We start from the raw sequence: 12993 nt of genomic DNA, 5'->3' as shown, positions 1-12993 counted from the left end.
GTTCGAGGTTGCCCGGGGACCCGAAGTTACTCTGGATCATGGTGAGGGCGTCGACCTGGCCGAGGTCCTGGGCGAAGGTGAAGGGTGCGCTCCAGGGCATGGCGGGGTCGTCGTTGTTGCGCCACATGAAGCCGATGCCGCCGCCGGCCGCGGGGTAGACGAGTTCGAAGTTGCCCTGGTGGCCGAAGCGGCTCTGGATGAGGGCGGGGTTGCCGGCGGCGCCGGTGGCGATCTGGTAGGGGCCGTTCCAGTGGAAGGCGGGTCCGGAGTCGCGCCAGAAGAACTGCAGGGTGTCGCGGACGCGGGCGATGAGTTCGAGGTTGCCCGGGGACCCGTAGTTGCTCTGGATCATGGTGAGGGCGTCGACCCGGCCCAGCTCCTGGCCGAACTGGGTCGGCTCGCCCCAGGGCAGGTTCGGGTCGTCGTTGTTGCGCCACAGGAAGTCGATGCCGTCGTAGGCCGAGGGCACGGTGAGCTCGAAGTTGCCGTTGAGGCCGAACCGGCCCTGGAGCAGCGCGGGGTTGCCCGCCACGTTGGTGGCCCAGCCGAGGTGGCTCGGCGTCCGCGGGCAGAGCGCGAAGGTGTTGGCCCGCATGAGGCAGTCGACGCCGTCCGCCGCGCAGTTCTCGCAGTTGCTGTTGGGGGTGCCGAACCGGCCCCAGCTGCCGCCGCAGTCGCACCCGCTGGCGGCGTACTCGTCGGGGCAGCCGAAGATGTGCCCGGTCTCGTGGGCGAACACCCGGTCGATGTTGTCCGGGCCCCAGCCGTCGTTTGCGTAGTTCATGACGATCCGCGGACCGCCGATGGACGCGTACGCGAAGTGCACCAGCGGGTACTTGGTGAAGAAGCCGCAGTAGGTCCACCGCGTGCCGAAGCGGTTGCGGATGTCGTTGACGTAGGACACCACGCCGTTCCAGTCGGCGCTGTAGCCGAGCGCCCCCATGGCGGGGTCGCGCCACAGCGCCTCCAGGTCGGCGGCGCCCGGGTCGGCCGCGGTGTCGATCCGCACGATCTGGATGTCGTAGGTGAAGGTGATCCCGGCGGCCGGGTTGGTGGTCGAGTACCAGCTGAGGCCGTTCTGGACCTCGGCCACCACCTTGGTGCGCTCGGCCTCGGTGAACTGCAGGTCGGCCGTCGGCCCCTCGACGATCACGATGCCGACGGCGACGCTGCCCTCCAGGTAGGAGCTGGTGGGGGCGGGTGCCGGGGCACCGGCGAAGCCGGGGGCGCCGAGGTCGACCTCGGGGGTGGGGACGACGGTGGTGCAGGACCCGAGAGAGGTCCAGAGCTCGCCGTCGCGCGGGCGGGCCCGCTTCACCGCGCGATAGGTCGGGGTCTCGCGCAGTCTCAGCGCCTTGACGCCCAGTGCCTCCACCTGGGTCATCAGCGGCAGCTCGTCGTCCGGGACCTCGGTGGCGCCGTTGCTCCCGCCCGTGGGCTGGACGACGTTGACGCGGCCGTAGCGGTGCAGCACCGGGGTCGCCTCGGGGAGGGCGGTCTGCGGGTCGGGGGGTGCCGGGGGCGCCTCACGGGCGTCCATCACGGCGAGTTCGTGGATGTTCAGGTCGCCGGCCATGGCTTGGCTCCTGTTCGCATGTTCGGGTGGGTTGCGTGCGGAGGGGGCCGGCCGGACGCCGTGCCGTCACCGGAGACCTGGGGGGCTCGCTCCGGGAGTAGGGCCGCCCTGCCGACGCCGGGAGGGTTCCCCCTGCTGTCATGCGCATATCGTGAAAAAAGGGGCGCAAAGGGAGCATTCGGAACATTGCCGTGCGCCTCTCCGGGCGGGCCGGGGCAGGAAGGGACGCGTACCGGGCCCGGAAGGGCAGGGCGCGCACCACGGGAAAGGGCGAGGCCCGGGCGCCCCCGCGAAGGGGCCGCCCGGGCCTCCACATCTGCCGGCCGCCCCCACCCAGGGCCGTCCGGCCTTCGCACTCCCGACCCCCATCGGGCTGCGACGGCGCCGCTGCAGCCATCCCCCACGGTTGGGTGCGGCGGGCACGTGAACCATCCTGCGCGGCGTCCATGGACGGGCAGTGACAGGAGTATGTCGAGTTCTTGACGTTCTGCCCTGCTGTGTGCCGTCCGCCCCGCCCGGTGCACGGGGTGTCCGGGGGCGGCGCGGCGTAGGCTGGACACCCCCGGGGCGTTCCGCGTGCCGGGCCGTTCGCGTTGCCCGGCCGACCGCTCGGCGCCGGGCCCTCCAGCCGTGGAGCCAACAAGCATGAGCCTGTCCGGACTGCTCGATGTCGTCGTTCGGGACGCCGCCCTCGCCGAGGCGATCGAAGCGGCGGCCACGGGCCACAGGCAGCACCTCGACCTCGTCGGACCGTCGGCCGCGCGGCCGTTCGCCGTCGCCGCGCTGGCCCGCTCGCTGGCCGCGAAGGCCGGCGAGAGCGGCCGCCCGGTGCTCGCCGTCACCGCCACCGGCCGGGAGGCCGAGGACCTCGCGGCCAGCCTGCGCTCGCTGCTGCCCGCCGACGCCGTCGCCGAGTTCCCGGCCTGGGAGACCCTGCCGCACGAGCGGCTCTCCCCGCGCTCGGACACCGTCGGCCGGCGCCTCGCGGTGCTGCGCCGGATCGTCCACCCGCGGGCCGACGACGCGGCGGCCGGGCCGGTGCAGGTGATCGTGGCACCCGTCCGCTCGGTGCTGCAGCCGCAGGTGAAGGGGCTGGCCGAGCTGGAGCCGGTGGCGCTGCAGCGCGGCGAGCAGCACGACCTGGACGCCGTCGCGCACCGGCTGGCCGCGGCCGCCTACGCCCGGGTGGAACTGGTCGAGAAGCGCGGCGAGTTCGCGGTGCGCGGCGGCATCCTGGACGTCTTCCCGCCGACCGAGGAACACCCGCTGCGGGTGGAGTTCTGGGGCGACGACGTCGAGGAGATCCGCTACTTCAAGGTGGCCGACCAGCGCTCGCTGGAGATCGCCGAGCACGGGCTGTGGGCCCCGCCCTGCCGTGAGCTGCTGCTGACCGACGAGGTGCGGGCACGGGCCGCCGAGCTGGCCGTCCGGCAACCGGGGCTGGTGGAGATCCTGGACAAGATCGCCGAGGGCATCGCGGTCGAGGGCATGGAGTCGCTCGCGCCCGTCCTGGTGGACGACATGGAACTGCTGCTGGACGTGCTGCCCAAGGGCTCGATCGCGGTGGTCTGCGACCCGGAGCGGGTCCGCACCCGGGCGGCCGACCTGGTCGCGACCAGCCACGAGTTCCTGCAGGCGTCCTGGGTGGCCGCGGCCTCCGGCGGCGACCGGCCGATCGACGTCGAGGAGATCGACGTCTCGGCGGCCTCGCTGTGGTCGCTGGCGGACGTCCGCGAGCACGCCGCGGAGATCGGGCTGCCGTGGTGGTCGGTCAGCCCGTTCGCCACCAGCGACTCCACGGTCAGCGGCATCCTCGAGTTCGACGCGGACACCCTGACGCTGGGGATGCACGCCGTCGAGGCGTACCGCGGCGACACCGCCCGGGCCATCGCCGACGCCAAGGAGCGGCTGAACGCCGACTGGCGGGTCGTCATGGTGACGGAGGGCCACGGCCCGGCCTCCCGGCTCGCCGAGGTGCTCTCCGGCGAGGGCATCCCGGCCCGGCTGGTCGCCGACCTCGCCGAGGCGCCGACCCGCGACGTCGTGTACGTCTCCTGCGGCTCGATCGAGCACGGCTTCGTCGACGAGGCGCTGAAGCTCACCGTCGTCACCGAGACCGACCTGTCCGGGCAGCGCTCCTCCACCAAGGACATGCGCCGGATGCCGTCCCGGCGCCGCAACGCCATCGACCCGCTCGCGCTGACCGCCGGCGACTTCGTGGTGCACGAGCAGCACGGCGTCGGCAAGTACGTGGAGATGGTGCAGCGCACCGTGCAGGGCGCCACCCGCGAGTACCTGGTGCTGGAGTACGCGCCCGCCAAGCGCGGCCACCCCGGCGACCGGCTGTTCGTGCCGTCCGACCAGCTCGACCAGGTCACCAAGTACGTCGGCGGCGAGGCACCGACCCTGCACCGGCTCGGCGGCGCGGACTGGGCGAAGACCAAGCAGCGCGCCAAGAAGGCGGTCAGGGAGATCGCCGCCGACCTGATCAAGCTGTACTCGGCCCGGATGGCGGCCCCCGGCCACGCCTTCGGCCCGGACACCCCGTGGCAGCGCGAACTGGAGGACGCCTTCCCGTACGCGGAGACCCCGGACCAGCTGACCACCATCGGCGAGGTCAAGGCCGACATGGAGAAGTCCGTCCCGATGGACCGGCTGATCTGCGGCGACGTCGGCTACGGCAAGACCGAGATCGCGGTGCGCGCGGCCTTCAAGGCGGTGCAGGACGGCAAGCAGGTCGCGGTGCTGGTGCCGACCACCCTGCTCGTCCAGCAGCACTTCTCGACCTTCGCCGAGCGGTACGCCAACTTCCCGGTGAACGTGAAGGCGCTCTCCCGGTTCCAGACCGACAGCGAGGCGAAGGCCGTCCTGGAGGGCCTCTTCGAGGGCTCGGTGGACGTGGTCATCGGCACCCACCGGCTGTTCTCCTCGGAGACCCGCTTCAAGGACCTCGGCCTGGTCATCGTCGACGAGGAGCAGCGCTTCGGCGTCGAGCACAAGGAGCAGCTGAAGAAGCTCCGGGCCAACGTCGACGTGCTGACCATGTCGGCGACGCCGATCCCGCGCACCCTGGAGATGGCCGTCACCGGCATCCGCGAGATGTCCACCATCACCACCCCGCCGGAGGAGCGGCACCCCGTGCTGACCTTCGTCGGCCCGTACGACGAGAAGCAGATCGCCGCCGCCGTCCGCCGTGAACTCCTGCGCGAGGGCCAGGTGTTCTACATCCACAACCGGGTCGAGTCGATCGACAAGGCGGCCGCCCGGCTGAAGGACCTCGTCCCCGAGGCGCGGGTCGCCACCGCGCACGGACAGATGGGCGAGACCCAGCTGGAGAAGGTCGTCGTCGACTTCTGGGAGAAGGAGTTCGACGTCCTGGTGTCGACGACGATCGTCGAGTCCGGCATCGACATCTCCAACGCCAACACCCTGATCGTGGAGCGCGGCGACACCTTCGGCCTCTCCCAGCTGCACCAGCTGCGCGGCCGCGTCGGCCGCGGCCGGGAGCGCGGCTACGCCTACATGCTGTACCCGCCGGAGAAGCCGCTCACCGAGACCGCCCACGAGCGGCTCGCCACCATCGCCCAGCACACCGAGATGGGCGCCGGCATGTACGTCGCCATGAAGGACCTGGAGATCCGCGGCGCCGGCAACCTGCTCGGCGGCGAGCAGTCCGGCCACATCGCCGGGGTCGGCTTCGACCTCTACATGCGGATGGTCGGCGAGGCGGTGGCGGAGTTCCGGGAGTCGCTGGAGAGCGGCGGCGAGCCGGAGGAGGAGCCGCTGGAGGTGAAGATCGAGCTGCCGGTCGACGCCCACGTGCCGCACGACTACGCCCCCGGCGAGCGCCTGCGGCTGCAGGCCTACCGCTCGATCGCGGCGGTCAACTCGGAGGAGGACATCGTCCACGTCCGGGAGGAGCTCACCGACCGCTACGGCAAGCTGCCGGAGCCGGTGGAGAACCTGCTGATGGTGGCGGGCCTCAGGTTGTACTCCCGGCGGTGCGGCATCGCCGACATCACCCTGCAGGGCAACTTCGTCCGCTTCGGACCGGTGGAACTGCGCGAATCGCAGCAGCTGCGGCTGAACCGGCTCTACCCGCGCACCCAGATCAAGGCGACCACCTCGCAGCTGCTGGTGCCGCGGCCGGTGAGCGGCGGCCGGATCGGCGGCAAGCCGCTGCTCGGCCGTGAACTCCTCGCCTGGAGCACGGAGTTCCTCACCACCATGTTCGACGACCTGGCGGGCGCGAAGCGCTGACGCCCCGCCGCGGACGGACCGGCCGGCCCCGGCGGGCCGGTCCGTCCGCGATCACGGCAGGTCGCACGGGCCGAGCGGCGGTCGCGAGAGGAAGTGCGGAGCGGCCAGGTGGAGCTGTACCACCTCGACCGCGACGCACACCGCGGCGAGGCCGAGCAGTACCCGCAGCCCGATCGCCGCGCGTCGGCTCCGTGCTGCCTCCGGCAACCTCCCGGCCGCCACCAGGTGGTGGCACAGTGCGAGGGCGGCGGCGCCCGCCAGCAGGCCGGCCAGGCCGACGACCCGGGCCGTGACGAGGATTCCAGGGTCGGGGTCGCACGCCGCCACCGCGCGGTGGCCGATGCGCTGGGCGGCGAGGTGCAGGGAGCAGACGAGCCCGGCCGCCACGAGGACGAGGACCGTGTGCAGCGCGCGCCGCTGTCCGTACCGGCGGTCGGCAAGGCGGCCGGTGCGGGCGGCCGCGGTCACAGGCACCTCGCGTGGTGCGGGCCGATGTGGGGGAGGAGAGCGTGCAGCGTCATCGCCTCGGCGGCGAGGCACAGCACCCCGACGGTGACCATCGTCTGCAGCAGCGGTACCAGCAGGGGCTGTTCGCCCGGCAGACCCCGGGTGCCCGTCCGCAGCAGGACCGGGATGACGGCGAGGGCGCCGCCGCCGAGCACCACCCCGGCCCAGGCGGCAGCCAGCGCGGCAGCGGGCAGCCCGGGGCTGTCGAGGCACGCCGCCAGTGGCGCCGTCACGAACCGGCCGTCCGCGGCCTTGGCGCAGAGCGAGCAGGCGAGCCCCAGCAGGACGGAGGCGGTGAGCAGGACCGCCAGGCGGTTCCACCTTCGGCAGCGCTCGGCGGTTGCGGTGTGCGTCATGGGTCGGCCCCCGTCCGGTGCGACGGGAACGTCGCGCACCTTCAGGACCCTGGCCTTCGGCTCCGTCACAGGGCCGGCGGAGCCGGTCGCCCGAGACCGGAGCAGGCGCTGTCCTGGTGGCCGGTCCGCAGGTCGGCCGTGCGGACGCCCTCCGCCTGGAACAGCACGCCGGCCACGGCCAGCGGCAGCATCGCGCAGAGCAGGGCGTGCCCGGCACCCACCGGGTGGGAACGGGCACGGAAGACCACCGCCAGCAGCCATCCGCCCCAGAGGGCGGCGGTGGCGCCCGCGGCGAGTGCCGTCCAGGCCAGCGGCAGCACGTACCACGGGGCTCCCGGGCTGTCGTGGCACCGGGAGACCACGGCCCGTACGGCGCTGTCCGACGTGAACGCGGGGACGGTGCAGGCCCAGCCCGCGAGCATCAGCAGAAGGGGGCCGCGGGCTCGGGCCCGGAACGGCGGTGCGTGACGGCTCGCCATGCGGGAGGCGATGCCTCACCGCTCCGCCGGGGCCCGGTCGGCGGCCGCCGAATCCCGCGGTGTCCCGGTGCGGACGTGGATGTCGTTCACAGTTCCCCCTTTGCCGCCGTGCCGCCGGCGACGGCACATGCGGTCCCGATCCTGACGGGGCGGGGTGACAACGCGAGGCCGGAGCGGTGCCTCGTCGCGAACTGTCGCAGGATCAGGACCGGGATGTGACCCGGTCAGGCGAGCTTCCACTGGCCGGTCTGGTCGGCCATGCCGCTGTCCAGGGTGAACTGGACCTTGTCGAGGACGGCGTCCTTGGGCACCTCGAAGGTCAGGAAGCCGAGGCCGCTCTCGCCGGGGGCGATGTTCACCGAGCCGGAGAAGCCCTGGCCGGCCTTGGTGTCGTAGAGGCTGGTGGTGAAGGACTGGCCCTGGGCGTCCAGCAGCTTGGCGCTGTTGGCGGGGGCGTCGCTGTAGGCCTTGCCGGTGGGCTTGATCCGGAACTGGACGGAGACGAAGCGCTTGCCGTCGGCGGGCTTGCTGAACTCGTCCTCGCCCTCGGCGTTGTCGACCACCTTGACCACCGTGACGTCGGCGGTGGTGGTCTTCTCGAAGCCCTTGAGCGCGATGGTGTCGCCGACCTTGGCGGGCGCCGCGGCGGCGGGCTTGGCGGCGCCGCCGGCGGAGGCCGGTGCGCCGGCGGCGGGCTTCTTGGCCTCGGTGGAGACCGAGGAGTCGCCGGTGTTGCAGGCGGTGGCGCCCAGCGCGACCAGCGAGGCGGCGAGCAGGGCGGCGGCGGAGCGGCGGGCGGTGCTGCGGTTCATGGCGTGAACTCCCAACGGTGGCTGGTTGATTCGCCGCGGCTGCGGGCCGTTTCGGCGATGACCGGATCACACCATGAGCTGTGAACGCTGTCAACGGTGATTCATGAAACGCCTCTGTTCACGTGTGAACGATGGCGGGTTCGCGCATGGCTATGCTGGGCGGTCACACGCGCGCCGTGGACGGCAGCACCGCCTCCTCCGGCCCCGCCCGCCGCCCGACCGAGGAGCCCCGATGCCGGACCGTCCCGAGGTGACCGCCGTCGAGATCGCCCGCCTGGCCGGGGTCGGACGGGCCGCCGTGAGCAACTGGCGCCGCCGCCACCCCGACTTCCCGCAGCCCGCCGGCGGCACCGACACCAGCCCGACCTTCCGCCTCGACGAGGTGGAGCACTGGCTCCGCAGCCAGGGCAAGATCGCCGAACTGCCCCTGCTGGAACGCGTCCGGCAGCAGCTGGAGACCCTCCGCGACCCGGACGGCCACCCGGCCGCGCCCCTGATCGCCGCCGGCGCCCTGCTGCTGCAACTGCACCGCGACCCCGCCGGCTGGCAGGCCCTGCGCGAGGAGCCCGACACCCGGCTCGCCACCGCACTGCCCCGCCTGCTGCAGCACACCGCGCAGACCGCGCTCGGCCCGGACGGCGCCGCCCTCCTCGCCCTGCCCCGGCTGGCCGGCGCCACCTACCTCGACCTCGTCCGGATGCTCGAACGGCTCGCCGCCGAGCACGGCCCCACCGGCGCGTACGAGCACCTGCTCGCCCGGCACGGCGAGGCCGCCGCCCGGCCGAGCACCGCCACCCCGCCCGAGGCCGCCGCGCTGCTGGCCGAGCTGGCCGCCCCGGCCGCCCCGGACGGTCCCCTCGACGCGGGCGGCACCCCGCACACCGTCCTCGACCCGGCCTGCGGACTCGGCGCCCTGCTGCTCGCCGCCGGCCCCGGCGCCGACCGCCGCGGCCAGGACCTCGACCCGGTGCACACCGCCCTCGCCCTGCTGCGGCTCGCCCTCCACACCCCGCCCGGCACGCCGGGCCCGCTCGCCCTCGACCTCCGCCCCGGCGACTCGCTCCGGGCCGACGCCCACCCCGGCCTCGCCGCCGACGCCGTGCTCTGCCAGCCGCCCTACAACGAGCGCGACTGGGGCCACGACGAGCTCCAGTACGACTCCCGCTGGCCCGGCGGGCTCGTCCCGCCGCGCGGCGAGTCCGAACTCGCCTGGGTACTGCACTGCCTCGCGCACACCCGCCCCGGCGGACTCGCCGCCCTGCTGCTGCCGCCCACCGTCGCCTCCCGCCGGGCCGGCCGCCGGATCCGCGCCGAACTCGTCCGCTCCGGCGCGCTGCGCGCCGTCGTCGCCCTGCCCGCCGGCACCGCCCCGCCGTACGGCGTCCCGCTGCACCTGTGGCTGCTGCGCGGCCCCCGCCCGGGCGACGACTTCCGCCGCGTCCTGCTGCTCGACGCCGCCGCGGCCCACCCCGCCGCCGAGGGCGGCCGCGACCGGGTCGACTGGCCCGCCCTGCACCGCACCGTCCTCGACACCTGGCGGGCCTTCGACGCCGCCGCCCGCACCGGCGCACCGCTGCCCGCCGACCGGCCCGGTGTCCACAGCGCGGCGCCCGCCCTCGACCTGCTCGACGACGAGACCGACCTCTCGCCGGCCCGCCACCTGCCCGCCGCGGCCCCGGACGGCGGCGCGGCCGCCCTGCACCACCTGCAGGCCCGGCTCGCGGAGCTGCTGGCCGGCCCGGCCGACCCGGCCCCCGCCCTGCCCGCCGTCTCCGACACCCCGTCACCCGCCGCCGCGCCGCTGGTGACCGTCGGCGAACTCGCCCGTGCCGGCGCCCTGGAGGTGCACTCCAGCGGCCAGGGCGTGCTGCCGGCCGCGTCCGGCGACGGCCCGCCCGGCATCCCCGTCCTCACCGACCAGGACCTGCTCACCGGCGCCGCCCCCACCGCCACCGCGCCGGCCGGCGGCACCCCGCTCACCACCCGCCCCGGCGACGTCCTCGTCCCCGCCCTCGGCGGCGGCACCGCCCGGGTGGTGCGGGCCGGCGACCCGCTGGACGGCGTCGCCCTCGGGCCCCGCCTGCACCTGCTGCGCCCCGACCCGGCCCAGCTCGACCCGGACTTCCTGGCGGGCGTGCTGCGGGCCACCGGCAGCGCCCGCCGGGCCAGCAGCTACGCCTCCACCACCACCCGGTTGGACGTCCGCCGGGTGGAGCTGCCGAGGGTCCCGCCCGAGCGCCAGCGCGCACTCGGCGCGGCCTTCCGCCGGATCGCCGACTTCGAGGCCGCCCTCGACCGGGCCACCGCCCTCGGCCGCAGCCTCGCCCAGGGGCTCACCGACGGCCTGGCCGCAGGCGGTCTGACGGAGCGGTAGCGCCCGTCCGGGCGGGCCTGACCGTACGTCGGGCGGGGCGGGTGCGCCACGGGGCGGAAAGGCCCTGCTGGGTCGGGCGGTGTGACGGTACGGTGTGCGACACACCCTCGACCCCGCACAGGAGCGCCCATGTCCGGCCCCCTGTACGGGCAGCCAGCGCCCAGCGCCGGCGGCCCGTTCAGCCTGCTCCACAGGATCCTCGTCTGCCTGGTGCCGCTGCTGACCTTCGGTCTGCTCGGCATGACGCCGTCGGTCCTGCTCGCCGCGCGCCGCCGCCGGGCCGTGGACGTGCTCGGCGCGGTGTTCTTCGGGCTCGTCCAGCTGACCATGTACGTCGTCCTCGGCCTCTCGCCGAAGGAGACCACCGGCACCTGGTACGCCGACGTGACCGGGCTGACCGCGATCGTGCTCTGGATCGGCGCGCCCGCCCACTTCCTGATCATGGACAGTGCGGCCATCTGGGGCCGCGGGAAGGGCGCCGTCCCCGCCCCGTGGCCGCCGCAGGGACTCCTGCTGCCGAGCCCCTACCCGCCCGGCGCGCCCACCCGGACGGGGCCGGTCCAGCAGGCCCCGGCGTACTACCAGCCGCAGCAGCACCAGCCGCAGCCGCAACAGCACCAGCCGCCCTACCAGCCGCAGCAGACCGCGCCCGCCCCGCACCCGCCCACCGTCCGGGCCGCCCCCGGCAGCGACGACCTGCAGCAGCTCGGTGAACTGCTGCGCCGGCAGGCCGGGGACGGCCGGCCGTGACCGGAGCGCGGGTCGTCGACGGCCGCTACCGGCTCACCGAGAAGATCGGCCACGGCGGCATGGGCCAGGTCTGGGCCGGCCACGACCAACGGCTCGACCGCCGGGTCGCCGTCAAGCTGCTCCGCACCGACCTGCTCGGCCCCGAGGACGCCACCCGCAGCCGCGGCGACGAACTGCGCCGCCGCTTCCTGCGGGAGAGCCGGATCAGCGCCGCCCTCGACCACCCCGGGCTGGTCACGGTCTTCGACGCCGGCACCGACGGCGGCGAGCTCTACCTCGTCATGCAGCAGGTGCCCGGCGTCAGCCTCGCCGACCTGCTCGCCGAGGACGGCCCGCTGACCGTCGACCGCGCCGTCGCCACCGCCGCCCAGCTCTGCTCCGCGCTCGCCGCCGTGCACGCCGTGCCGGTCGTCCACCGCGACCTGAAGCCCAGCAACGTGATGCTCCGTCCGGACGGCCGGACCGTCCTGCTGGACCTCGGCATCGCCACCGCCCTCGACCCGGACGCCACCCGGCTCACCCTCACCGGCACCCCGATCGGCAGCCCCGCCTACATGGCCCCCGAGCAGGCCCTCGCCGCCGGCGTCGACCCCCGCAGCGACCTCTACGCGCTCGGCTGCCTGCTGCACGAGATGCTCACCGGCGACGCCCCGTTCACCGCCCCCACCGCCCTCGGCGTGCTGCGCCGGCACGTGGACGAGCCGCCGCCCCCGCTGCGCGAGCTGCGCCCCGACGTCCCGGCCGCCCTGGAGCACCTCGTCCTCGCGCTGCTCGCCAAGCAGCCCGCCGACCGCCCCGCCGACGCCCAGCAGGTCCACGCGGTGCTGCTGCCGCTGCTCCCCGGGCCGTCCGCCGGACCGCAGCCGCCCTACGGCCCGCTGCCCGACCCGGCCCGCCCCTTCCGACACCCGCACCACCCGGCCCCCGCCCGCACCGCCGCCCCCGCCCCCGCACGGCTGACACTGCCGGCCCCGGCAACCCCGGCCGACCCGGTCCCCGTGCTGATGGCGGCCGTCCCGCCGCAGGCCGCCGAGCCGGACGAGGACCTCGCCGCCGACTGCGCCAGGCTCTCCGACCTGGTCGCCGCCCGGCGCCACACCGAGGTCGTCGACCTCGCCGCCGGACTGCTGCCCCGGATCGCCGCCGCCCAGGGCGACGGCGCCCCGCTGCTGCACACCGTCCGGACCATCCGCGCCCGCACCCTGCTGGAGGAGGGGCGCGCCGAGGAGGCGCTCGCCGAGTACCGGGTGCTCGCCGCCGCCACCGCCGCCGAGCGCGGCCCCTACGACCCGGCGGCGCTCGACCACCGGCAGCGCGCCGCCGACTGCCTGGAACGCCTCGGCCGCGCCGGCGACGCGCTCGCCGAGTACCGGGCGCTCACCGCGGCCCTGCAGCCCGACTCCGACCGGGCGCTGGAGGTCCGCGAGCGCACCGGCCGGCTGCTCACCGCCGCCGGGGACCACGACGGGGCCTGGCACACCCTGCTCGAACTCCTGCTGGACACCGAGCGCCGCCGCGGCCCGCACCACGCCGACGTCCGTCGGCTGCGGGCGCTGCTCGACCGGATCGGCAGCCTGCGCACCGCCACCCTGCTGCGCGGCGCGACCCCGCGGGCGGCCCCCACGCCGCCCCCCGCGCGGCCCGCCGGGCCGCCGGGCGCCGGACGGCCCGACCCGCGGCTGTTCGGCCCGGCCACGCCGCCGCCGACCCCGGTGCCCGGGAACCCCTACGCCGCGGGCGGCTGAGCCCGGACGGCCCCGCCCTCCGCCCCCGCGGCGGGGGTCTGGGCAACACGCGGACGGCTGCCTATTGTTCACTCCAGTCAGGAGAACCACCGGGCGCCCATCGCGCCCCGCGCACGGACCCACACAGCCCCACC

Annotated in this window: 9 protein-coding genes; 4 read left to right on the top strand and 5 right to left on the bottom strand. The window is 75.1% G+C overall.

The annotated features are described in order from the left end of the window. Positions 1–1576: hypothetical protein (locus ABD353_RS30055; protein ID WP_344626835.1), on the bottom strand; the 1576-nt coding region annotated here is incomplete at its 3' end. Between the two features lie 645 nt (positions 1577–2221). On the opposite strand from ABD353_RS30055, the gene mfd reads away from it, so the two are divergent. Then, positions 2222–5836, top strand: coding sequence for a transcription-repair coupling factor (mfd, locus tag ABD353_RS30050; RefSeq protein WP_344626834.1), 3615 nt, complete (start codon positions 2222–2224; stop codon positions 5834–5836). A 51-nt stretch (positions 5837–5887) separates the two neighbouring features. Here mfd and ABD353_RS30045 read toward each other — a convergent pair whose 3' ends face one another. The 4 genes from ABD353_RS30045 to ABD353_RS30030 form a co-directional block, all read right to left on the bottom strand. After that, positions 5888–6304 (bottom strand): hypothetical protein, encoded by a 417-nt coding sequence (locus ABD353_RS30045; protein WP_344626833.1) that lies wholly within the window; start codon positions 6302–6304, stop codon positions 5888–5890. Beyond that, positions 6301–6699: a hypothetical protein gene (locus ABD353_RS30040; RefSeq protein WP_344626832.1), complete on the bottom strand. Its 399-nt coding sequence runs from the start codon at positions 6697–6699 to the stop codon at positions 6301–6303. Before ABD353_RS30040 ends, ABD353_RS30045 begins: the two co-directional genes overlap by 4 nt. Before the next feature lie 65 nt (positions 6700–6764). Beyond that, entirely contained in the window at positions 6765–7178 is a 414-nt protein-coding gene (locus ABD353_RS30035; protein WP_344626831.1) for a hypothetical protein, read from the bottom strand. 224 nt (positions 7179–7402) lie between these two features. Then, positions 7403–7990: a DUF4352 domain-containing protein gene (locus tag ABD353_RS30030; protein ID WP_344626830.1), complete on the bottom strand. Its 588-nt coding sequence runs from the start codon at positions 7988–7990 to the stop codon at positions 7403–7405. 232 nt (positions 7991–8222) lie between these two features. Between ABD353_RS30030 and ABD353_RS30025 the strand changes: the two genes are divergently transcribed. From ABD353_RS30025 to ABD353_RS30015, 3 genes are all read left to right on the top strand, one after another. Continuing rightward, a complete protein-coding gene (locus tag ABD353_RS30025) occupies positions 8223–10364 on the top strand; it encodes an N-6 DNA methylase (protein WP_344626829.1) in 2142 nt (713 codons plus the stop codon). Between the two features lie 129 nt (positions 10365–10493). Beyond that, positions 10494–11114 carry a hypothetical protein gene (locus tag ABD353_RS30020; protein WP_344626828.1) on the top strand — a complete coding sequence of 207 codons (621 nt, stop codon included), beginning with the start codon at positions 10494–10496 and terminating at the stop codon, positions 11112–11114. After that, positions 11111–12859, top strand: coding sequence for a serine/threonine-protein kinase (locus ABD353_RS30015; RefSeq protein WP_344626827.1), 1749 nt, complete (start codon positions 11111–11113; stop codon positions 12857–12859). Before ABD353_RS30020 ends, ABD353_RS30015 begins: the two co-directional genes overlap by 4 nt. The last annotated feature ends 134 nt before the right edge of the window (positions 12860–12993 follow it).

This window comes from Kitasatospora arboriphila (assembly GCF_039528095.1).
In the GTDB taxonomy this organism is placed as follows: domain Bacteria; phylum Actinomycetota; class Actinomycetes; order Streptomycetales; family Streptomycetaceae; genus Kitasatospora; species Kitasatospora arboriphila.
This window is presented reverse-complemented; position numbering and strand designations above follow the sequence as displayed.

Bases quoted from the DNA above. Each gene is read 5' to 3' on its own strand.
- mfd (WP_344626834.1), top strand. From the start codon at position 2,222: ATGAGCCTGTCCGGACTGCTCGATGTCGTCGTTCGGGACGCCGCCCTC.
- ABD353_RS30040 (WP_344626832.1), bottom strand. From the start codon at position 6,699: ATGACGCACACCGCAACCGCCGAGCGCTGCCGAAGGTGGAACCGCCTG.
- ABD353_RS30035 (WP_344626831.1), bottom strand. From the start codon at position 7,178: ATGGCGAGCCGTCACGCACCGCCGTTCCGGGCCCGAGCCCGCGGCCCC.
- ABD353_RS30030 (WP_344626830.1), bottom strand. From the start codon at position 7,990: ATGAACCGCAGCACCGCCCGCCGCTCCGCCGCCGCCCTGCTCGCCGCC.
- ABD353_RS30025 (WP_344626829.1), top strand. From the start codon at position 8,223: ATGCCGGACCGTCCCGAGGTGACCGCCGTCGAGATCGCCCGCCTGGCC.
- ABD353_RS30020 (WP_344626828.1), top strand. From the start codon at position 10,494: ATGTCCGGCCCCCTGTACGGGCAGCCAGCGCCCAGCGCCGGCGGCCCG.